Raw genomic sequence first — 21669 nt, 5'->3', positions numbered from 1 at the left:
TCTCATCCTTTCATTTGTTGCTAGATTATTTGGTTGATGAAGGATCTAGTCGTTTTTCAATTAGTCCTAACAACCAGTCAGCTAGGATTGACATAAGTGAGATTGGAATCACAGCTGCGATGATGATAGAAGTACCATCTGACGCATTTACACCGCGTTGCAACACGTCACCAAGTCCACCGGCACCAACGAATGTACCGATTGTGGAAATCCCGATACCTGTAATGAAGGCATTACGGATACCACCCATAATAACTGAAAGCGCTAGTGGTAATTCAACTTTATAAATCACTTGCCAAGGGGTCATCCCCATCCCTTTACCAACATCTACCATTGTATCATCTACACTGATAACACCGGTATAAGTATTTCGTAGAATTGGTAAGATTGAGTATAGGAAGATAGTAAATACTACCAAGTTAGGTCCTAGACCCATCACTAACATAACTACTGAAAGTAAGGCTAAGTTCGGCACAGTTTGAATAATGTTGGCTAAACCTAAGATAAAGCTAGATGTTTTACGCTTGTGGGCAATAAAGAAACCTAAGGGTACGGCCACAATAATCGCAAAGACTACCCCGTAAGAGGTCATCAATAGTTGGCGGAAGAATTGTGATAATAGATACATCCCATTTTGCTGGAAGTAATACACGATTTGCTCAAATAAGTCTAATTGTGTAACGTCAACCATTATTCTTCACCTCCTAAATTATCTTGCGACACTGGTTCAATAAAGGGTTCTGCATCTTCGAAATAGTTATTTTCCTCTAAAAAGCGTTCTGCAACGACTTGTGGTTCCAGTAAGTATTGGTCACTTTGGAAGTTCAACTCTTGCATTGTTTCATCCGACATTTTATTAGCTAATTTAGCAAAAACACCATCCAATTCAGGATATTCTGCTCTAACTTCATTAGTTACAACTGCTGCCCCATCATAAGGAGGGAAAAGTCGCTTATCATCTTCAAGTACAACCAAGTCCTCAGAAATGATCCGTCCATCTGTTGAATAACCTAGTACAACATCTACTTCACCAGATGATACGGCTGAATAAACCAAACCGATCGTCATTGGGTATAATTCAGGGAATTCAAAATCGTAAATTTCTTTGAAGGCATTGTAACCATCACCTTCACGATTTAACCAAGTATTATCTACACCAACTGAAAATTCGTCAGCGTATTCTTCTAAGTCAGATACTGTTTCTAAACCATATTCTTCTGCATCTTCACGGCGAACCATGAAGGCATAGGAATTTGCAAAGCCATAACCCGGTGTGTACCAATGCATATCATATTGCGAATCAAATTCTGAAATAACTGTTTCTAAGGCCACTTCTGGATTTGTTTCAGCTTCCATACCCAACTCACCTGTTAGTGAAGTCCCGGTATAGTTTACTGCTGATACGTTGGCATCCCCTGTTTCTAAGGCTTGGTGGTTCATGGTTGATGAACCCAAGTTTGGAATAATGTTGGTTGGGGCATCCGTATAGTGGTTGACCATACCTTCAACAATATGTCCTAAGATTAGTCGTTCAGTTGTGGATCCGGAAACAATTGAAATACCATTTTCAGATGAACCCCCTAACCCAGGCAGTGAACAAGCTGTTAAAATAATCGTCGATAAGACAGCAACAACCGATGTCTTAAGATATTTCATCTTACGCAAGTGATTCATCTCCTTTCTTAGAAGAGGTTGTTGGTGTAACCCAATCCTCTACACGCGCCATCACCAAGTCAACAATGACCGCAAGGATGGTGACAGGAATCGTACCACCTAAAATTAAGTCTGGTCTAAATAGGTTCAATCCGTTAAAGATCATATCCCCTAGGCCACCACCACCGATATATGAGGCAAGTGTTGTCCAGGCGATAACATAGACTGTTGAAAGACGAATACCCGCCATAATAACTGGTACTGCAAGTGGTAGTTGTACTTGGCGAATAATTTGCATCCGTTTCAACCCCATCCCCTTAGCAGCATCAAGTAAATCTGGGTTTACGTTTGACATCCCTAAGTAAGTATTACGGAGAATCGGTAATAGCGAGTAGATAAATAAGGCGAAAATTGCTGGCACCTTCCCAACACCTAGGAAGGGAATCATTAAAGCTAATAGCGCTAGCGTTGGAATTGTTTGCAAAACTGACACAATAGAAATCACTACATTGGCTACTTTTGGTACTTGTGAAAGGAAGATACCTAAAGGTACAGCCACAATAACACCTAAACCTAAGGAAATCAGTGACATATAAATATGCTCCCAAAGTAGGCGAATGACTTCACTACCTTGGCTGGCAATAAACTCTTGCATTATTTATCAGCTCCTTCAGTAGTCGCATCAATTGGGTGAACTGCTGTCGTTTCTGCATTTTCAAATATGGGTTCATCAGTTAACTTATCGATTTCTTCCTCGTCACCCCAAATTGAGTTGTAAACAAGGTTTACTAATGCTGAACGGGTAACCAGACCAGTTAAACGACCTTCCCGGTCAACAACGGGCATGTTAGGAATACGCCCTTTTAAGATTTGAGTAGTTGTATCTTGCACTAAAGCATCCTCAAACACTGGGCGAATTCTTGTGTGCATGACGTCTGCAACAGATAAACTTGAGTTCGCTGTACGTGAAGCCAAATCATTTAAGGTCAATAGACCTTTTAGATGATGGTCATCATCGATTACAAATAGTGAATCGACGTGATTGTCACGCATGATTGTAATCGCCTTAGCTAAAGACATCCCTAAAGTAGCAGTTAATGGTGTAGTTAACATGATTTCTTTTACTGTAATGAAATCAGTTTGCGCTTGCATTAAGCGTTCTTCACCTAAGAAACCACGTACATGTTCGTTAGCTGGATTACGTAAGATTTCATCTGGCGTATCATATTGGATTAAGTCACCCTCATGCCATACTGCAATACGGTCAGCCAAGTTTAAAGCTTCATCCATATCGTGCGTTACAAACACAAATGTTGAACCAAATTCAACTTGTAGTTCTTTTACTAATTCTTGTAAAGCATCACGGGTAATTGGGTCTAAGGCACCAAAAGGCTCATCCATTAAAACGATTTTTGGATTGGCTGCTAAAGCACGGATAACCCCGATACGTTGTTGTTGTCCACCTGATAACTCGCTTGGATAGCGGTCTAAGTATTCTACAGGTAATTCAACCCGGTTCATTAAACGTTCTGCGATATCTCTGTTTTTCTTCTCATCCCATTTTAGTAAGCGAGGTACTGTTACGATGTTGTCGTATACAGTCATATGTGGCATTAATCCTGTTTGTTGGATTACATAACCAATTCCGCGGCGTAATTCTACTGGATCTTTTGAAGTTGTTGCTTCGCCGTCGATCAGAATTTCCCCACCAGATGGATCGTGCATACGGTTAATCATCCGTAGCGCTGTTGTTTTACCAGAACCTGAAGTCCCAATGAAACATACAAACTCACCATCATCAATTGTCAAAGAGGCGTCTTTAACAGCGGTTGTGCCCCCTGGATATACCTTTTCGACATTCTTGAACTCTATCATTACTTAATCCTCCTAATTTTTGCCTTTTATAGAAAAAGTCTCTTATAACTCTATCAAAATTTGAAAAAATGACCAAATTTATAACGGTTCATTTAGCTAAAAAGGCGACAAATCCGATTTTTAAAGAAATTAACTTAGCAATTAACATTGTATAAGTTATAAGGAGTTGGTCGCCTTTTTTTATGGCTAAAATTTGAATTTTTGAAGATACAATAATTGTACAATTTAAATGTAAAACTGTGAAAACTGATAGCTACAAGATTTATATTATCAAAACTAGACTAGTTACTCTTAATTAAACTACTAGTCCTCAATAATAACCGTTGCAGTAGCATAATGGTCAGTGTGACTGATGGTAATATGTATCGGCGTATCTACTTTGTCACAAATAACGAGGGGTTTACGCTGGTCATTATTCACAATTTCAATATCTTGAAAATGCAGCTGGCTCGAAATACCAGTACCATATGCCTTGGCGAACGCTTCTTTTGCCGCCCACCGACCTGCTACAAATTCCACTTGCCGTTTTTCGTTATCAATACTAGTGTATGTATTCAACTCATTTTTCGTGAGTAATTTACCAACAAATCGCGAATTGTTGGCAATCGCCTCCTTAATACGCACTGTTTCCACTAAATCTGTTCCTAAACCAATAATCATGGGGCCTCTTCCTATCATCAATTACGATATTATTTATATATATTTTAACGTATTTACTTCAAAACTGCACCTTTATGATAAGCAAAAAAACAGGCAAATGAAGTTATTAAACCTCACTTACCTGTTTGATTGGGTCGAAAGTCTATTAGGGTTTGGATGCTAGTCTTTAAAACTTTGCACTATAAACTCTTAAACTTTGCACTATAATAGGGCTTTAAAAGTCAGACTTGGCCGACACTTCCCGAAATACTTTCAACACTTAGAGTGTTTATTCGGCTTTTGTTCCAGCGCGATACAAGTCTAAACGACTTTTGTCACACCTTACTAACGAATTTTAAATTCTGCTGATTTACCATTAGATTGTTTGTTACCACCGTTTGATTTTTTACGGTCGTAGTTGTTACGGTTTTTGTCTTTAGCATTACCTTTGTAACCACCTTTGCGGTCACTACCACTACGGTCGCCACGGTTGTTGTTACGGTCACGGTTACCACCGCGATTACGGTTACCATTACGGTTGAAGTTACGTTTGTTACCGCCACCGCCACGGTTTGGTAATGGACGTTCTGGTGTGATATCTACTTTTACAGTAGAAGGATCTTTAACCAATGAACGGACTAAAGCTAGCGCAATTTCTTCTTCAGTATATGTTTCTGATAAGAATTTCACAGCATCTTGGTACATTTCTGTATCATCGATTTCAGTCAATTCTTTTACAACTTTTGCGATATTCGCAACTTGTCCATTAAACGCTTCTTGTGATGTAGGTGGACGAAGTGCTGTCATAGGTTTCTTGGTTAGGTTTTCAATCGTGTGTAGGTAAGACATTTCATTTCCTGTTACGAAAGTTACTGCCATACCTTCTTTACCAGCACGACCTGTACGACCAACACGGTGAACGTATGATTCAGGATCTTGTGGAATATCGAAGTTGTAAACATGTGTTACACCAGAGATATCTAATCCACGCGCCGCAACGTCTGTCGCAACTAAAATATCCAATTTGTTGTTCTTGAAGTTACGTAAAACGCCTAAACGTTTATCTTGACTCAAGTCACCATGGATACCCTCAGCAGAATAACCACGTTCAACTAAACCACGTGCCACTTCATCTACACGACGTTTTGTACGGGCGAAAACGATTGACAATTCAGGATTTTGTACGTCGATAAAACGTGTTAGTAAATCGAATTTTTCGTAATCTTTACAACGTGTATAGTATTGATCAATCAATTCAGCAGTCATTGCTTTCGCTTTGACATGTACTGTTGTAGGATTTTTCATGAAGTTATCTGCAATACGTTTAATCTCTTTAGGTACTGTCGCAGAGAATAATAACGTTTGACGCTCAGTCGGTAATTCACGAATGATTGATTCGATATCTTCAACGAAGCCCATTTTTAACATTTCATCAGCTTCATCTAACACTAATGTTTCAACGTCTTTTAATTTTAATACGCCACGTTTAATTAAATCTAAAATACGTCCTGGTGTACCGATAACAACTGGTGGGTTCTTTTTCAATAATTTGATTTGGTGTCCGATAGATGCTCCACCGTAAACAGTTGTTGTGTGGATGCCTTTCATTTTACCTAGTCGGTATAATTCTTCACCTGTTTGTACAGCTAACTCACGTGTTGGCTCTATAATTAAGGCTTGTACACGACTGTTGTCATGGATTTTTTCTAACAATGGTAAACCAAAGGCTGCTGTTTTACCAGTACCTGTTTGGGCTTGTCCAAAGATATCTTGTCCCTCAAGTGCCATCGGAATGGTTTCGGCTTGGATTGGTGTTGCTTCCTCAAAACCCATTTCTTCGACAGCGCGAAGCAGTGGCTTTGATAGATTCATTTCATTAAATTTCATCTAGTCTCTCCTTTTTCTACTTGAGTGAACTATTTATCCATGTGAAAAATCTTTCTCACATAACAAAAATAGCCGAGTATGCCAAATGCATCAGGCTCGACTACTTCCAACTGATATTGATTACTTTGGTAGCAGACAAATCTACTACTCCTCTAAACATACTCAAGCTAGAATAATATAGCACATCTAAAGACTTGATACAAATAAAACATGCATCTCTCACGAGAATTTAATTATAGCATCAGCCGTTTCGTTCGAAAAAAAGTGGCTATGAATCCTAGCTCGCTGACACTCTTAACGCTTCCACTACCTCAATTAATCCCATCCCATTACTTGCCTTCACTAAGACCTTGTCCTCTGGTTGCAAAATGGCTTTAACTTCTTCAATCAAGGCTTCTTTGTCTGACTCAATATAGGTAATTAAATCTGGATGCATCCCCTTTTCAACCAAAGCATCTTCTAGTGGTTGGATGCGCGGTCCATATAAAAAGACATGCTTGAAGGTATTCAAACCAATAACAGTAGCAATCTCTCTGTGCAATTCATCAGAGAAAGCACCCAACTCTAACATGTCTCCTAAGACTAAAATCTTTTGAGACATACCTTTTGAAGCAATGGCTGAGAAGTTTCGGATGACAGCTTTCATGGCTGAAGGGCTGGCATTGTACGTATCATTCAAGATTTGCGTATCTAAAATTCCACGTTCCCATGAACCACGATCAGCCGTAATTGAAAATTCAGCTAAATTAGGACGGACTTGCTCCATTGATAAACCAAATGAGTAGGCAACCCCTAAGGCATATAAGGCGTTCTGTACGTTATAGCCACCTGATAAAGGAATTTCCATTTTTAATTCAGGTGACAAATTGGTATAGAAGGTCGATTGGAATTGGTCCATCATCACGTCAAAGGCGAAGATATCTTGATCATCATTTAAGCCAATTGTTAAAGTCGATTGCGGTAAATCGGTTGGCATTTGGTCGACAATTAAAGGCTCATCCCCCGGGTAAATAAAGGTCCCTTCTTCTTTCAAGCCATCTAAAATTTCCAACTTAGCCTTGGCGATATTTTCCCGTGACCCTAGGAATTCAATGTGGTTTTCCCCAATCATGGTAATGACCACAACATCCGGCTCCGCCAATTTACTCAAGAAGGAAATCTCACCAGCACCTGACATTCCCATTTCTAGGACAATGACGTCTGTATCTTCTGGCATATCTAGGATGGTTTTAGGTAAACCAATATCATTGTTGTAGTTACCGTTTGTCTTGTGGACTTTTAGGGCCGTCGATAGGGCTGCTGCTGTCATATCTTTGGTGGTTGTTTTCCCAGAAGAACCGGTAATCCCAACCACTTTCGGCTTGATCCATCCTAGGTAAGCCTTGGCAAGCGCCTGCATGGCAACCAGGGTATCTTCTACTTGAATAATTGGAAAACCAACAGGCGCTTCATTGGGGTCGTTGGACCATAGGGCCGCAACAGCCCCGTTTTCAATGGCTTTATCAATATAAGAATGGCCATCTGTCGCACCTTTCAAAGGTACAAACAAAGCACCTGGGGTAATTAATCGTGAATCGAATTCGACTGAATCGATTTCTGTAAACCGAGCTGTTGATGTGAAATCAATTGCCTCAACAGCTTTTACAATATCTTTAATTTGTGTGGGTTTCATACTTGCCTCTCTAACTACTAAAGGTCGCTCATTCTTGCATCAAGCGCCTTAGCTGTAATCGCTTCTGTGATTTAGTGACTATTTAGACTACTTATTTAAGGTATTCTATCAGACTTGCTACAGTGACTAGAGTGACTGCTGAATACTTTGCTTCTTATTATAGCGACTTACCCCTAATTGAATCAATTCTTCTAATAAATCAGCGTAAGATTTACCGCTCGCTTCCCATAAAGCTGGGTACATAGAGAATTGTGTAAACCCTGGTAAGGTATTCACCTCGTTAATATAAATTTCTCCAGATTCAGTTAGGAAAAAGTCCGTTCGTGATAAACCCGAACCGTCTAGGGCTAGGTAAGCCTTACGTGCATAGTTTTGCAATTTCGCCACTGTTGGCTCGTCAATCGCTGCAGGAATGATCATCTCAGTGGTATTGTTCAAGTATTTCTCTTCATAGTTGTAGAAACCCTGCCCTTTTGCCAATTCACCAGGTAATGAAACGAAAACTTCGTCGTTCCCCAAGACTGCTAGTTCCACTTCACGCGGATTTTGCACGCTGGTTTCAACTAAAACACGGCGGTCGTATCGGAAGGCTAAGGTTAAGGCTGCTAATAATGAAGCATCATCAATTGCTTCAGATACCCCAACACTTGACCCCATATTGGCTGGTTTCACAAATACTGGGTAGGCCAGTTCATTGGTTACTTTTTCAATGGCCACTTCCTGGTCCTTCTCCCAATCATATGAAGTTAGAGCCACAAATGGCACTTGCGGTAAGCCCGCTTGGTCGAACAAGTGTTTCGAGACAATCTTATCCATACCAGCCGACGACGCTAAGACGCCTGCACCAACGTAAGCCACATTTAAACTTTCGAATAAACCTTGAATGGTCCCGTCTTCCCCGTTTGGTCCGTGTAGTGCTGGGAAAACGATTTGGTCAGTCCCTTCTCGCAAAACGTCAGTAGGCACTATCGCTTGGCCCACTTGGTCTAGCTGGAAGTTTGCTTGCGCATCTGGTTTTTCGGTCATGTTCGCACCTTTAAACCAGTGGCCTTGGCGGTCAATATATACCGGTGTTACGCTATGGCGATCGTATTGAATTTTTTGCATGATGGCTGTTGCGGTTAAGATAGAAATATCATGCTCCGCACTTTTTCCACCGAATAAAACGATAATTTCCATGAAAATTCCTCCGTCGATTGTCTGTCGTATTTAAAATCTATCAGTTTTTAAGCTTGGAAGTCCCAAGTTTCGCTTGTTAAATCATAGGTGAGTCGGCCGAATAATAAATGCGAAGCCTTGTCTGTTTCAACAAAACGCGGGTTATCTTCAGCGAGGTATACGCGAAATTCCCGTTTGTTGGTGCCAACATGATCAGCACCTTCAAAGGTAATGAGGATACCGTCGTGACTTAACCGTGCCAGATGACCCAAAATTGGCTTGGCCGGTATGGGGACTGACTTGACTGTTTTCACTACCGGCTTCTTGCGGAATAAAAACATGGGCTTTTGCTCCTGTAAGTCTTCAGTCACCTTGGCCGCTAGGACGTGGCCTAGTTGCTTGAAGAAGTCGTGAATGTCTCGGTAGTACATTTTAGTTGTTGGGTATGAATTGGGATAGGTTGAACCAAAAAAGGTAAATCGGTTGCCCAATTTATAGAAAGTCGGCTGGTTCAACGGTGCATCCGTATGGCCTAAAAATAAAAGCTCCGCAATTTCCTGGTCAGATAGCTGTTGGAATAGGGATTCATATTTAAAATCAATCCATTTGGTTTGGGATTGGACTTCATTAGCTTGGCCATCAATAAATTCTCTCACAGCCTCGTGTCCGCTCACTATATGGAAACGGGTAAATTCATCAAAACGGCCTAAATGGTTTGGGTTCTTGATGAGTAACAAGTTATTTGGTACTTTATTTACCGCACTTGTAAAATATTTCAAACCCACTCCTAATGATTGTACCTGATTCGAGATAGGGTTTGTAAAAATGTATATATAGTCATTTGTCACAGCTGTGCACCTCTTATTCCAGTAAATATTTTATCAAATTACGTTTCAAAACACTATCTTTCGTTAGATAAAAGCTTTAAAATACCAATGATTGATAGTCAAATCTTTAAGGAGGCTTTTCAACATGCACTTGATTGCATCTCCACTGCAAAAACAATTTTACACTTATTTACCTAAATCACCAATATATAAACGGTATTCTGTCGCAGATTTACCAATTTCTTATCATAATCTGGTCAACCAACAAAATGGTGGTTATACCTCACACAGTTACGTGGCGAGCAAACGCCCAAGTCGAGACGCTCTTACCGCCGTCTACATCCCTTATATCGCCGGCATGTACGAACAAAAACCAGGCGCCGATTACCACATCCCGTCCATCACTAGGCAAAAGGACTTCGTCCACCGACCTAACATTCCAGATACAGGGATTATCTTTTACGAAGACCACGACCGCGTCGCCTATTTCGACTTTAGTCAAGTAAGCGATAAAGGCGAACCAGCCGTAGCCTATATGGATGTTGGCTTAGGCCAAGTCAGCATTTTAGCGCCCGACTTTGCTAGCTTTTTAGACCTATTCGAACACCGCTTTTTAGGACTACCAGCACCAACATTAGTCTCCTATCACCGGGTGAATGTGGCCATCTTACAAGCCAATTCTTTCCAAGAAATCGCTGACCTACTTGCGGACTACGGCCCACTTTTAGGGCAAGGATGGCAAAATGACTGGCAAGACTTGCTGGCTCATTTCGATACAAAACCCTTCGACCAATTCCAAGCAGCCTTGAACACTTACAGCCAAGGCCACAAATCAATTTTATCCTTATAGGATGTTATTCAAAAACGGCTAACCCTTTCAAATGGGCTAGCCGTTTTTTGTCTATATTATTTTGATACACTACTGAAATAATGCTTGCACTTCAGCAGGCGCCTCACCGAAAGCCACTGTTTCGGTTAAATTCCCTTGCACAATCCACCGTTGGGTCAAATCAGCTGTACACGTCATCAAGGTAATAATAGGATTACCCGTCACTTCTTGCGAAATATACTGCACTTGATCAGGATTCACTGCTTCAACGAAGAAAGTTTCATATACGTAAACGTTGGTCAAATCTGTCAGGTAAATTTTATCCCCAACCGTCACTGAATCCGAAATGTTGTTCAGTAAGATATCCGTCCCGTAGCCGATATGGTGGCTAGCTAAAGTATAATTCCCTTGGCCCATGACTTGGTCTGGGAACATAGTCCCTGCACCCGACACCATGGCTACATCAGACATGCCTTTAATGACTGCGGTATTTAAATTGGCATCCGGAATAGCTACTGCCCCCAGGACATCCAAGTCTGCTTCGCCCGATTCAATGTCCGTCCGCACTTGGTTGACTTCTGTTGCCGACACATTGCGAACCTCATTGAAATCAAACTGGCCATTTGACTGGTCCGACACATTTTCTTGTAGCTCTTCAGCCGTATAATTTGCTACCGCCACATCTTGCTGGTTTAAATACACCTGTACCACTGGCCAAGCCTGGTTGATCATAATGACTATCCCAATCACCAATAATATCAGTCCTAAAAACCGACGAAAGCCCAATCTTCTCATCACTAGACACCTACTTCCAATTCGCATTATTTTCCAGGCTCATTATGACACATTTTTCAACCATCCGCTATCTAGACCTTTGTCACAAATTCAATCCACAGACAGTTTTTTGACTTTCCACCAACTTATTCACATTATTTGAAAAATAACAGCCTTATTTATCAAGTTTTCAACCGTTTTTACACAAGTTTCCCACAACCTGTTGATAAGTATCCAGATATTTACACAGATTTTACACAAAAATACCCCCATTTACCCACACACTTATCCACAAATCCACAGACTCATACACAAAACGCAGACAAAAAAGGACACTTTTGCCTTAAAAAGTGTCCTTTTCCCTATTTTACTGTGGATGAAGGCGGTTTTAGCCACACATATCCACTGAATGATGAAACTTATCCCCATTTTCAAGATTACGGTATTAAATAAAGGGCAATACTCCCCTATTTTAAATACTGTATTCACCAATCCGGTTCCAATTCTTGTCATGTAAAATAATGCGAGCAGGTACCCCAACGGCCGTCGCATAGGGCGGCACATCATGAATCACAACAGCATTGGCTCCAACTTTGGCATGGTGGCCAACTGTGACATTACCTAAAACGGTAGCGTTTGCCCCCACCTCAACGTCATGTTGGATGGTCGGATGGCGCTTTGCCCCCTTGTCATTACCAGTCCCGCCTAAAGTGACCCCGTGGTACAACTTGACCCGGTCGCCAACAATAGCCGTTTCCCCAATGACAACGCCCATGCCGTGGTCGATAAAGACATCATTCCCAATTTGGGCACCAGGATGGATTTCAATGCCTGTATCCTTGCGGGTCGCTTCTGCCATTTTCCGGGCACCATAATAGTCTTCTTGTAAATAGAGTTCTCGCTCAGCGATATGACGGACCACTGCTTGAAAACCTGGATATAGAAAGACTTCTTCTATGGAATGGGGCGCTGGATCGTGGTCATAGATATATTGGGCGAAGTCGCGGTGGGCTTCATTTAATTCATCACTCAGCATGCCCATCACCGAATTGGCCGGTTGATAGGTAACGTTCACCTGAATCTGGGAATACGGTCACAACCACCTTGCCTTTACCTAACTCTTTAGCGAGTTCTTTAGCCGCTACGTAGTTGGCACCTGAAGAGAAACCAGCGAAAATTCCTTGAGAAGTCGCCAATTCTTTGGCTGCTGCAATAGCATCTTCATTTGAAACAGTCGCCACTTTATCTAAAGCAGATTGGTCTAAGACTTTAGGAATAAAGTTGGCACCTAACCCTTGAATCTTATGAGGACCTGCTTTACCTTCAGTTAATAGCGGTGAATCACTTGGTTCACCACCCCAAATAACAGTAGCTGGATTCTTCTCTTTTAAGACATGACCAACACCTGAAATCGTACCACCAGTACCGATACCAGCCACAAAGCCGTCAACATTCGGTAAGTCAGCAAAGATTTCTTTGGCAGTTGTTTCCTCGTGGGCAATCACATTGGCTCCGTTTGTAAATTGACCAAATACCACACCATTACGTTCAGCCGCAATCTTCTCAGCCGTTTCACCAGCCAATGACATACCACCTGATTTATCTGTCAAAATCAGTTCCGCACCGTAAGCTTGGATCAATTGACGACGCTCGATACTCATTGATTCTGGCATCACGATCACGACATTGATGCCTAAGGCAGCCCCAACCATAGCTAACCCAACACCCGTATTACCAGAAGTCGACTCAACAATCGTTCCACCAATGGCTACTTTACCTGAATCCAACAAGTCTTTAACAATGTATTTTACGGGACGGTCTTTTACCGAACCTGATGGATTATTTTTCTCTAACTTGACATAGATATCCGCAGAATCTTCATCCAAACCATTAATTTTGACCAAAGGTGTATAACCAATCGCGTCTACAATATTTTCAAATAACATAAAATCCCTCCATATATAAGCTATCATCATTTTTTGACTACTTGCTTTCACGCTATACTTTTCTGAATTTCTCAAGAGTTTTCTAACTGAAAGACAAGTGAACTATCTACCCGAATAGTACCTTTTTCATTGCACATAAGCAATTGCTTTGCTCAGTTTTTGATGATGAATAATTGAAGGGTTTTGATTGTTTTTACCTATCAAAAATATGCATATTCATTTTGAAGACAACCTACAAAACGTATGATAAAATTACAAAATACATTGGAGGTATATATGGACATTCGATTCGCACAAAACCAAGATATTACAGACATTTTAAACTTACTAGAACAAGTTAACTTAATCCACCACCAAGCTCGGCCGGACATTCTAAAAGAAGGCACTAAATATACCCATGATGAAGTTGCAACAATCATCGAAAACCCACAACGACCGATTTTAGTCGCTGTAGAAAATAACCACGTACTTGGATACATGTTTGGGGTTTTAAAAGAAACAGAAGAAGGCAATATTTTAGTTGCTGAAAAATCGTTATATATTGATGATATCTGTGTTGATCAAAACGCCCGCGGTAAACACGTCGGCCAAAAACTTTACCAAGCCACAAAGGAACTAGCCGCTGACACCGGATGCCGCCGTATTACCTTAAACGTTTGGGCCTTCAACGATTCAGCCAAATCTTTCTATGAAAAAATGGGTATGCAAACATTTAAAACAACACTCGAAGATATTTTATAAACAAGATTCACGACCCGTCTATTCAAAAAGGCAGGTCGTTTTCTATTAGAATACTAACAAAATAAAAAAACGCGTTGATAATATTATTCATCAACACGCATAAAAGCTATTCAATATTTTCTTTTTTTATACTTCCGCTTGGAAAGCTACTCTTTCAAATCTTATATTTTATTTTTCAGACATTAACCTTCTACGGCAACTGCTTCAATTTCTACTAGTGCTCCTTTAGGAATTGCCGCAACTTCAAAAGCAGCACGAGCAGGCGTTACACCTGTAAAGAATTCAGCATAGACTTCATTCATAGCCGCAAAATCATCAATATTATCCAATAAAACGGTTGTCTTTACTACATTAGACATATCCAATCCCGCTTCCGCTAAAATAGCTTGAATATTAGTTAATGATTGACGGGTTTGCCCTTGAATATCAGTAGTCGCAAATTCACCCGTTGCTGGATCAATTGGTAATTGTCCAGACACATAAACAGTACCATTCACACTAATGGCTTGAGAATATGGCCCTAGAGCTGCTGGTGCCTTTTCAGTTGCAATTGCTTTTTTTGTCATAGATAACATCTCCTCTAATTATTTTTTAATCTTATATATCTATTATTTACTAAATTAGGAGAATTGTCGATGGTTAAATTAACATAAAGAATTCCCTATCCACCTTTTAGGGTTATCGTCATTATAAACATTAGATATATGAAGCCCTAGATTTAAATACATAAAAAAAGGATATCCAACATGGATACCCTTGAAAACTGATAAATTCAGTCTTTTTATTATTCTGCAGCGTTTTCGTCTTTGAGACCGTATTTTTTGTTGAAACGGTCCACACGTCCATCTGCTTGTGTGAATTTTTGACGTCCAGTGTAGAATGGATGTGAGTCTGAAGAAGTCTCAACACGGATTAATGGGTAAGTGTTGCCATCTTCCCACTCAACTGTTTCAGCAGAATTAACTGTTGAACCAGATAAGAATTTGTATCCTGTACTTGTATCCATAAATACTACTGGATGGTAATCTGGATGAATTTCTTGTTTCATTTGTACATACTCTCCTTTTCGCCCTGAACTTCTGCAGCCCAGAGATTATTTTTAACATAACACGAGTAGTCTATCATAATGAACTATCACTTTCAAGTAGAATTTTATCACTTCCCTTAAAATTCCAGCAAGTGATAAGGCCATTATTGAGATACGGCAAAAGTCGTTTAGAGAGGAACGTTGGAACAAAAGTCGATCAATATCTACCAGGTACTGTAGCATTTTATGAAACGCAGTCACTTCTGACTTTTGGAGGCAGATATCATAACCAACCTTAACCAGTCCCTCCGCAAGTCGAGCTCTGCAAGGCAGACAGGTATAGTGAAGGCCGAATGCCTTTTATCTAAGACTTTAATTTCTAAAGGCTATTAGAAATCAGCCTATTTACCCTTTTTCCCCTTATCTAAAAAGGTACCAAGTCGGTCAATGAACTGGTCATTAGTTTCAGTTTTCTTCATTTCCTTCAGCATTTCATTGGTATAAACCAACATATCGCCCTTCATCGTCTGGCGCAATTTCCATAAAACTTTCAAGGTCGACTCATCATGCAACAACTCTTCCTTACGTGTAGACGAACGACGAATATCAATCGCTGGGAAGACACGAGACTCTGCCAAGTCACGAGATAAGTGAATCTCAGCATTACCCGTTCCCTTGAACTCCTCATAAATCATATCATCCATACGAGAACCCGTATCTACTAAAGCTGTCGCCAGAATAGTTAAGGAACCCCCATCTTCAATATTTCGGGCTGATCCAAAGAATTTCTTCGGCTTATAGAAAGCCGCTGGATCAATACCACCAGATAGCGTCCGGCCACTCGGCTTCTCAACCAAGTTGTAAGCACGGGCTAAACGCGTAATTGAATCCATCAAAATAACCACATCACGCTTATCTTCCACCAAACGGCGAGCGCGTTCTAAAACCAATTCCGCAATCCGCACATGGTTTTCAGGTCGTTGATCGAAAGTAGAAGAAACCACTTCCCCATCAATTGACCGCTCCAAATCCGTCACCTCTTCAGGACGCTCATCAATTAACAGCATAATCAACTCAACATCCGGATTATTAGCTGTAATCCCGTTGGCGATTTCCTTCATCAAGACCGTCTTACCAGCCTTAGGAGGTGCCACAATCAAACCACGTTGACCGTAACCAACAGGCGAAATCAAATCAATCATCCGCGCAGACAAACGTCCAGGCGTCGACTCCAACCGTAATTGCTCATCCGGATAAACAGGGGTCAAGGCTGGGAAATGCGCCCGTTCCTTCGCCTCATCAGGGTCCTTACCATTCACCGCGTACACATGCATCAGGCCCAAATACCGCTCAGAAGCCTTAGGCGGACGAGCTGTGCCCGACACCAAATCCCCATTCCGCAAACCAAACCGGCGAATCTGAGAATTAGAAATATAAATATCTTCCTGACTAGGCGAATAATTAATCGACCGCAAGAAACCAAAATCAGACCCCGTAATATCAAGCACACCCTCGACATTCATAAAGCCCTGACTCACCTCTTGCGCCCGCAAGACAGCCATAATCAGCTCTTTCTTATTCATTTGACTATAATAAGGGACCTTATAAGCCTTCGCATACTGGTAAATTTCCTTCAAAGTCATAGCTTGCAAACTATGCAACTTCACGTGTTCTTGCTCATTATCTGACATAAAAAAACCTTCATTTCTATCAATATTTAGTTACTTTCTGGAAAAGGACGACCGCCTAGAAGCTGAGTGCATAAAGATGTCGCTAGCTATTACCAAGCCAGCAGCTCCTTGGATCTAAGAAGTGTTAAGAGAGGACTTGCTTGTTGTTTGGGTAAAAATGTAAAAGACTGCGACACCCTTGCCGCAGTCCTAACATGCATCACTACAGCGACAACATTAGTTTACTGTAGAATAATCGTATTGTACCAATTGAATATCAGCACCTAAAGCTGACAATTTTTCATCGATATGGTCATAACCACGTAAAATATTACCGGCACCATATAATTCAGTTTCACCTTCAGCCATTAACGCAGCAATCACTAGACCAGCACCAGCACGTAAGTCTGAAGCCGTCACAGTTGCACCTGTTAATTGGTTAGGACCATTGTAAGTAATTTGGTCATTGTGTTCTTCAATTTTTGCACCCATACGCGCTAACTCAGGCACATGTTTCACACGTTTTGGATAAATAGTATCCACTAATTTACCGTTACCATTCGCTGTTAATAATAATGGCGTAATGGGTTGTTGTAAGTCAGTTGCAAAACCTGGGTATGGTGCTGTTTTAATATCTACAGCTTTTAATTGACCGTCATTTGGATGAATGTAGATAGCATCATCGCTGATGTCCATTTTGACTCCCATCTCACGTAATTTCGCTAGGAAGCTTTCAATATGTTCAGCAATTACATTGTTGACAGTAACCCCTTGGCCAACTGCCGCAGCAGCTGCAATATAAGTACCGGCTTCGATACGGTCAGGAATTTGTTGGTGAGAAGCACCGTGCATCTCGTCCACACCTTCGATACGGATAGTAGAAGTACCCACACCTTTAATCTTAGCACCCATTTTGTTTAAAAGCATTGCAATATCAATGATTTCAGGTTCGCGGGCTGCATTTTCAATGACAGTTGTCCCTTTAGCGCGAGAAGCTGCCAACATAATGTTGATTGTTGCACCAACGCTGACAACATCTAGGTAAATTTCAGTACCAGTTAGGCCGTTACCGTTAGTTGTTAAATGCATAGCACCTAATTCATTGCTTACTTCAGCACCTAAAGCTTCAAAACCTTTTAAGTGTAAATCCATTGGACGAGGACCCAAGTTACAACCACCTGGTAAACCAACAACACCCTCACCGTATTTACCTAATAAGGCACCCATGAAGTAGTAAGATGCGCGCAAGCTTTGGATCTTACCATCAGGCATTGGGATATTTTCCATGTTCGTTGGGTCAATACGCATCACGTGCTCATTGAAATCAACGTCTACATTAAAGTCTTTCAAAATATCAATTAAAGCGAACACGTCGTCAATTTCCGGTACGCCCTCAATTACCACCGGTGAATCCGCCATAATCGCTGCAGGAATTAGCGCTACTGCACTATTCTTCGCTCCAGAAACTGTAATCTCACCCTTTAACGGATTACCACCCTTGATGATAAATTTTTCCATTATAAAACCCCTCACTCATCGTTTTCATTTTCGTTTTATTTACGCTATTTTTCATTCTGTTAATTTCATAGACTAACTCTTGTTTGTTCATTAATTACCTATACTCGTCACACATGCTATTTTTGCACACTTTTTCCGATTCTATGATAGATAATGCAAGATTGATTATACCTAATTCTCTATGATATAACTACCGTCCCCGCCAATTTTAATTGTTTTTTTAACTTCTATGTAAAATTTGACATATATACAATCAGTTATGGGAGCCATTTAATTTATTATAACCCATGAATCAACCATTATTCATTCGAAAGGTTTAAACATCTTGCAAAAAGGGCAATTTCACGTAAATCTGAGGATTTCAAGTACAAAAAAAGAGCAACAACCAAAAGGTCATTGCTCGAAAAAGGATATATAAAGCGGAAATTCACTGGCTAAAATGAATTATGCTTTGTTTGATGAACCAAACATACGTAATGTTTCACGTGCTGTTTTAACGATCGCAGCTTTACCTGGTGCTAAAACTTTACGTGGGTCGTATACTTTGTCATCGTTGTTTAAGTTTTCACGAACTGCAGCAGTAAATACGACTTGTAATTCAGTATTTACGTTGATTTTCGCATGACCGCGTTCGATTGCTTTTTTAACTTGCTCTTCTGGAATACCTGAACCACCGTGTAATACTAATGGTGTGTTTGTGTATTCAGAAATTTCTTTCATTTCATCGAAACCTAAAACAGGTTCGCCAGAGTATGGACCATGAACTGAACCTAAGGCTGCAGCTAATGCATCGATACCAGCTTCTTCAACGATACGTTTACATTCTTCTTTATCTGCGTAGTTGATACCAGCAGTAACGCCGTCTTCAGTACCACCAACAGTACCGATTTCACCTTCAACAGAAGCGCCACGTTCGTGTGCGTATTCTACAACTTGTTTAGTCATAGCGATGTTGTCATCAATTGGGTGATGAGAACCATCGATCATTACTGAAGTGTATCCAGCGTCGATTGCACGTTTACAAGTTTCAAAAGATGAACCGTGGTCTAAATGTAATGCAACAGGAACAGTGATTTCCATTGTTTCAATTAAAGCTTTAACCATAGCGGCAACAACTTCTGGGCCACCCATGTATTTACCAGCACCCTCAGAAACACCTAAAATTACTGGTGAGTTTTCTGCTTGGGCTGCTTCTAAAACAGCTTGAGTCCATTCCAAGTTGTTAATGTTTAATTGTGCTACTGCATATTGACCGTCTTTCGCTTTTGTCAGCATGTCGACCATGTTTTCTAATGGCATAAATAGATCCCCCTGATTTTTAATTTTGATGTGCTCGTGCTTATTGTAACCCTTATCAATTGCATTTTACAAGAGTTTTGCCTCATAAAAAATTAAATGTTAATTGATGCCATAAAATAACAATTAGCAAACGCATACATCGTTTTTATTATTCTGTTCATACAATTTTTGCAATAATAATCCTAATCGTTTATAGGCTTTTTTGACTGAAAATAATCATTTTCCCCTAAACCAGGCTATTACACTGACTAAGACTGGCTAGCACTCGAATCTTCATCAGTAGCAATAGCTGCAGTGGTTGTATCTGCTACTTCTGCATCACTTGCACCACTTTTAGCATCAGCTTCCACAGCGTTTTTGTCATCGTGACTCCATGCACCATTCATTGAAGCGCTAGTTGAAGCATCAGTTGTATCTTCCTCAATTTTCACTAACTTTTGTCCTGTTTGTTCTAGATACCACTCAATTACAGGTTGCAAGTCTAAAACATGCTCATTGATTCCACGATACTTACCATCTTCATCATGAATAGCCACATAATTATGGACAACATAATTTTCTTTATGGATTGGTACGTGTACATGAACACCTTCCATGTTTCCTGACCGCAATTGAGAGATTACCCAAGAAACGTTCTTCACAGCACGTGGTGGGTGAACAGCACCAAGTGGGCTACCAACATCTTTTTCGTAACGAGAAGCAAACATGTCTTGACCAGGTTTCACGCGATTATAATAGATGTATTGGTTATTTTCATCTGCATAAGTCAATTCAAGAGGAATTGTCTTTAGGAACCAGTTTAATTGGTCTACTGTTAACAACCCTCTATCCAGTTTCACATAGGTATCACCTTCGACAGCACCCACTTTTGCTGCAGCTTGCTCAACCCAATCCGGTGCGGTCATGTCTACACCTTCAATGGTTGTGTCACAATGCTTAGTTGCAGTTAAATCTTCCTCAGGGAATACGGGGTTATCTTTAAGTGGTTGAACAGATTCAACGTATTTCATAAACTTCTCTAAGCTACCTTTCAAGAAACTTACAGTGCTAGGTTCAACTAAATCACCATTAGCATTGATTGCCTCTTTACAATTTCCTAATAGGAACTCTTGCCCTGGCATGACTAAAGCATCAATTCCTGGTGCCTCAAGAATTTGACGTAAGTGTAATTGTGATCGTGATGTTCCTTGATCTAGATAAGAAGCACCAATGATTTTTACAGGTTTGTTTTTCAATGGATGAATTGTGAAGGATAACCATTCCAATGCACTCTTCAATGGCCCTGGCGTTGTATGGTTGTGCTCCGCTGTAGCAATAATCACACCATCTGCTTGGCGGATTTTCCGATTCAATGTATGAACAGGCCCCTCCGTCGCTAACTCTGGGTTATCTTGGTTGAATAAAGGTATTTGGTCAATTTCAAGAATCTCTAGATCAAATAAATCAGTGAATTCTCTTTGAATATATTGTAACAATAAACGGTTATATGATTTTTCAGCAGTTGAGCCAACAATTCCAACAATTTTCATTTTGTCACCCTAGTCCTTTCTACTTGGTCCACTCGTAGTTTTCGGCAGCTGCTTTTGTTTCAGTTCTTAGCTGCGTAAATTCTTGTGTATGATTGATATATTGTATAAATTCGGTAAAAATAGCTTCTAATTGTTCAACAGATTTTTGGTCACTTAAATCACCATCATCATCAAAAGCTTGTAAAGAATTTCCTAATAAAAATTCTGAATTTGGTATCACACGTGCTCTAATATCTGGTGAGTCTAGAATTTGACGCAAGTGCATTTGTGCTCTAGAAGATCCTAAACGACCGTTAGAAGCACCAGTAATCATAATTGGTTTATCTGCTAAGGGATAAATATAATAGCTTAACCAATGTAAGGCATTAGTTAGTGAAGAAGTAATGGAATGATTATATTCTGCAGCACTAATAATGACCGCATCTGCTTGCTCGATTTTTTTCGCGTCCTCTTCAACAATATTTGGAAGTGTCTTATCTTCTGGTTTAGTAAATATTGGATAATCACGGATTTCCAATAATTCAATTTCAGCTTGATCTGCAAAATGTTTCTGAATATATTTAAGAAGTTTTCTATTAGTAGATTTCTTAGAATTTGTACCTACGATTCCGATAATATGCTTCAT

21 protein-coding genes are annotated in these 21669 nt (G+C 40.3%); 2 read left to right on the top strand and 19 right to left on the bottom strand.

All coding sequences use genetic code 11. The features are described from left to right. Positions 1 to 25: 25 nt before the first annotated feature. From ACUW85_RS06850 to ACUW85_RS06810, 9 genes are all read right to left on the bottom strand, one after another. Positions 26 to 691: an ABC transporter permease gene (locus ACUW85_RS06850; RefSeq protein ID WP_003142226.1), complete on the bottom strand. Its 666-nt coding sequence runs from the start codon at positions 689 to 691 to the stop codon at positions 26 to 28. Continuing rightward, the gene (locus ACUW85_RS06845) at positions 691 to 1674 is read right to left on the bottom strand and encodes an osmoprotectant ABC transporter substrate-binding protein (RefSeq protein WP_149256648.1); all 984 of its coding nucleotides are present in this window, start codon (positions 1672 to 1674) and stop codon (positions 691 to 693) included. Before ACUW85_RS06845 ends, ACUW85_RS06850 begins: the two co-directional genes overlap by 1 nt. Then, complete coding sequence (locus ACUW85_RS06840) at positions 1658 to 2308, bottom strand: ABC transporter permease (RefSeq protein WP_149256649.1); 651 nt, start codon at positions 2306 to 2308, stop codon at positions 1658 to 1660. Before ACUW85_RS06840 ends, ACUW85_RS06845 begins: the two co-directional genes overlap by 17 nt. Further along, positions 2308 to 3528, bottom strand: coding sequence for an ABC transporter ATP-binding protein (locus tag ACUW85_RS06835; RefSeq protein WP_149256650.1), 1221 nt, complete (start codon positions 3526 to 3528; stop codon positions 2308 to 2310). The genes ACUW85_RS06840 and ACUW85_RS06835 overlap by 1 nt, the downstream gene beginning before the upstream one ends. A gap of 303 nt (positions 3529 to 3831) precedes the next feature. Beyond that, a complete protein-coding gene (gene acpS, locus ACUW85_RS06830) occupies positions 3832 to 4188 on the bottom strand; it encodes a holo-ACP synthase (protein WP_149358287.1) in 357 nt (118 codons plus the stop codon). Positions 4189 to 4512: 324 nt separating this feature from the next. Then, a complete protein-coding gene (locus ACUW85_RS06825; protein WP_048728173.1) occupies positions 4513 to 6054 on the bottom strand; it encodes a DEAD/DEAH box helicase in 1542 nt (513 codons plus the stop codon). 277 nt (positions 6055 to 6331) lie between these two features. Next, a complete protein-coding gene (locus ACUW85_RS06820) occupies positions 6332 to 7726 on the bottom strand; it encodes a UDP-N-acetylmuramoyl-tripeptide--D-alanyl-D-alanine ligase (protein ID WP_149358286.1) in 1395 nt (464 codons plus the stop codon). 126 nt (positions 7727 to 7852) lie between these two features. Continuing rightward, entirely contained in the window at positions 7853 to 8905 is a 1053-nt protein-coding gene (locus tag ACUW85_RS06815) for a D-alanine--D-alanine ligase (protein WP_149358285.1), read from the bottom strand. A gap of 47 nt (positions 8906 to 8952) precedes the next feature. Then, positions 8953 to 9669 (bottom strand): hypothetical protein, encoded by a 717-nt coding sequence (locus ACUW85_RS06810; RefSeq protein ID WP_225968936.1) that lies wholly within the window; start codon positions 9667 to 9669, stop codon positions 8953 to 8955. Positions 9670 to 9856: 187 nt separating this feature from the next. Between ACUW85_RS06810 and ACUW85_RS06805 the strand changes: the two genes are divergently transcribed. Further along, positions 9857 to 10561, top strand: coding sequence for an SMI1/KNR4 family protein (locus tag ACUW85_RS06805; protein WP_069286488.1), 705 nt, complete (start codon positions 9857 to 9859; stop codon positions 10559 to 10561). A 69-nt stretch (positions 10562 to 10630) separates the two neighbouring features. Here ACUW85_RS06805 and ACUW85_RS06800 read toward each other — a convergent pair whose 3' ends face one another. From ACUW85_RS06800 to cysK, 3 genes are all read right to left on the bottom strand, one after another. After that, positions 10631 to 11335: a class A sortase gene (locus tag ACUW85_RS06800; RefSeq protein WP_149358284.1), complete on the bottom strand. Its 705-nt coding sequence runs from the start codon at positions 11333 to 11335 to the stop codon at positions 10631 to 10633. Between the two features lie 451 nt (positions 11336 to 11786). After that, positions 11787 to 12350, bottom strand: a complete 564-nt coding sequence (epsC, locus tag ACUW85_RS06795; protein WP_048728194.1) for a serine O-acetyltransferase EpsC — start codon at positions 12348 to 12350, stop codon at positions 11787 to 11789. Continuing rightward, complete coding sequence (gene cysK / locus ACUW85_RS06790) at positions 12340 to 13260, bottom strand: cysteine synthase A (RefSeq protein ID WP_149358283.1); 921 nt, start codon at positions 13258 to 13260, stop codon at positions 12340 to 12342. The genes epsC and cysK overlap by 11 nt, the downstream gene beginning before the upstream one ends. Positions 13261 to 13536: 276 nt before the next feature. Between cysK and ACUW85_RS06785 the strand changes: the two genes are divergently transcribed. After that, positions 13537 to 14001, top strand: coding sequence for a GNAT family N-acetyltransferase (locus ACUW85_RS06785; protein ID WP_149358282.1), 465 nt, complete (start codon positions 13537 to 13539; stop codon positions 13999 to 14001). A gap of 182 nt (positions 14002 to 14183) precedes the next feature. On the opposite strand, the gene ACUW85_RS06780 is transcribed toward ACUW85_RS06785, so the two are convergent. From ACUW85_RS06780 to ACUW85_RS06750, 7 genes are all read right to left on the bottom strand, one after another. Next, a complete protein-coding gene (locus ACUW85_RS06780; RefSeq protein ID WP_069286483.1) occupies positions 14184 to 14567 on the bottom strand; it encodes a RidA family protein in 384 nt (127 codons plus the stop codon). Between the two features lie 218 nt (positions 14568 to 14785). Further along, complete coding sequence (locus tag ACUW85_RS06775) at positions 14786 to 15049, bottom strand: type B 50S ribosomal protein L31 (RefSeq protein ID WP_026465852.1); 264 nt, start codon at positions 15047 to 15049, stop codon at positions 14786 to 14788. 380 nt (positions 15050 to 15429) lie between these two features. Beyond that, positions 15430 to 16719 (bottom strand): transcription termination factor Rho, encoded by a 1290-nt coding sequence (gene rho, locus ACUW85_RS06770; protein WP_149256335.1) that lies wholly within the window; start codon positions 16717 to 16719, stop codon positions 15430 to 15432. Between the two features lie 216 nt (positions 16720 to 16935). Then, entirely contained in the window at positions 16936 to 18216 is a 1281-nt protein-coding gene (locus ACUW85_RS06765; protein WP_182023476.1) for a UDP-N-acetylglucosamine 1-carboxyvinyltransferase, read from the bottom strand. A gap of 444 nt (positions 18217 to 18660) precedes the next feature. Next, positions 18661 to 19515: a class II fructose-1,6-bisphosphate aldolase gene (gene fba / locus ACUW85_RS06760; RefSeq protein WP_083068176.1), complete on the bottom strand. Its 855-nt coding sequence runs from the start codon at positions 19513 to 19515 to the stop codon at positions 18661 to 18663. Positions 19516 to 19763: 248 nt separating this feature from the next. After that, positions 19764 to 21044: an NAD(P)H-dependent oxidoreductase gene (locus tag ACUW85_RS06755; RefSeq protein WP_016897841.1), complete on the bottom strand. Its 1281-nt coding sequence runs from the start codon at positions 21042 to 21044 to the stop codon at positions 19764 to 19766. A 19-nt stretch (positions 21045 to 21063) separates the two neighbouring features. Next, complete coding sequence (locus tag ACUW85_RS06750) at positions 21064 to 21669, bottom strand: NADPH-dependent FMN reductase (RefSeq protein ID WP_069286641.1); 606 nt, start codon at positions 21667 to 21669, stop codon at positions 21064 to 21066.

The sequence above is a fragment of the Aerococcus sp. 150760013-2 genome, from assembly GCF_053627715.1.
This window is presented reverse-complemented; position numbering and strand designations above follow the sequence as displayed.

Coding starts and splice junctions, on each gene's coding strand:
- ACUW85_RS06815 (WP_149358285.1), bottom strand. CDS start 8,905: ATGGAAATTATCGTTTTATTCGGTGGAAAAAGTGCGGAGCATGATATT.
- ACUW85_RS06775 (WP_026465852.1), bottom strand. CDS start 15,049: ATGAAACAAGAAATTCATCCAGATTACCATCCAGTAGTATTTATGGAT.
- ACUW85_RS06800 (WP_149358284.1), bottom strand. CDS start 11,335: ATGAGAAGATTGGGCTTTCGTCGGTTTTTAGGACTGATATTATTGGTG.
- ACUW85_RS06825 (WP_048728173.1), bottom strand. CDS start 6,054: ATGAAATTTAATGAAATGAATCTATCAAAGCCACTGCTTCGCGCTGTC.
- rho (WP_149256335.1), bottom strand. CDS start 16,719: ATGTCAGATAATGAGCAAGAACACGTGAAGTTGCATAGTTTGCAAGCT.
- ACUW85_RS06765 (WP_182023476.1), bottom strand. CDS start 18,216: ATGGAAAAATTTATCATCAAGGGTGGTAATCCGTTAAAGGGTGAGATT.
- ACUW85_RS06785 (WP_149358282.1), top strand. CDS start 13,537: ATGGACATTCGATTCGCACAAAACCAAGATATTACAGACATTTTAAAC.
- ACUW85_RS06750 (WP_069286641.1), bottom strand. CDS start 21,669: ATGAAGCATATTATCGGAATCGTAGGTACAAATTCTAAGAAATCTACT.
- epsC (WP_048728194.1), bottom strand. CDS start 12,350: ATGCTGAGTGATGAATTAAATGAAGCCCACCGCGACTTCGCCCAATAT.
- ACUW85_RS06820 (WP_149358286.1), bottom strand. CDS start 7,726: ATGAAACCCACACAAATTAAAGATATTGTAAAAGCTGTTGAGGCAATT.
- ACUW85_RS06840 (WP_149256649.1), bottom strand. CDS start 2,308: ATGCAAGAGTTTATTGCCAGCCAAGGTAGTGAAGTCATTCGCCTACTT.
- ACUW85_RS06845 (WP_149256648.1), bottom strand. CDS start 1,674: ATGAATCACTTGCGTAAGATGAAATATCTTAAGACATCGGTTGTTGCT.
- ACUW85_RS06755 (WP_016897841.1), bottom strand. CDS start 21,044: ATGAAAATTGTTGGAATTGTTGGCTCAACTGCTGAAAAATCATATAAC.
- fba (WP_083068176.1), bottom strand. CDS start 19,515: ATGCCATTAGAAAACATGGTCGACATGCTGACAAAAGCGAAAGACGGT.
- cysK (WP_149358283.1), bottom strand. CDS start 13,260: ATGTTATTTGAAAATATTGTAGACGCGATTGGTTATACACCTTTGGTC.
- ACUW85_RS06780 (WP_069286483.1), bottom strand. CDS start 14,567: ATGACAAAAAAAGCAATTGCAACTGAAAAGGCACCAGCAGCTCTAGGG.
- ACUW85_RS06805 (WP_069286488.1), top strand. CDS start 9,857: ATGCACTTGATTGCATCTCCACTGCAAAAACAATTTTACACTTATTTA.
- acpS (WP_149358287.1), bottom strand. CDS start 4,188: ATGATTATTGGTTTAGGAACAGATTTAGTGGAAACAGTGCGTATTAAG.
- ACUW85_RS06850 (WP_003142226.1), bottom strand. CDS start 691: ATGGTTGACGTTACACAATTAGACTTATTTGAGCAAATCGTGTATTAC.
- ACUW85_RS06835 (WP_149256650.1), bottom strand. CDS start 3,528: ATGATAGAGTTCAAGAATGTCGAAAAGGTATATCCAGGGGGCACAACC.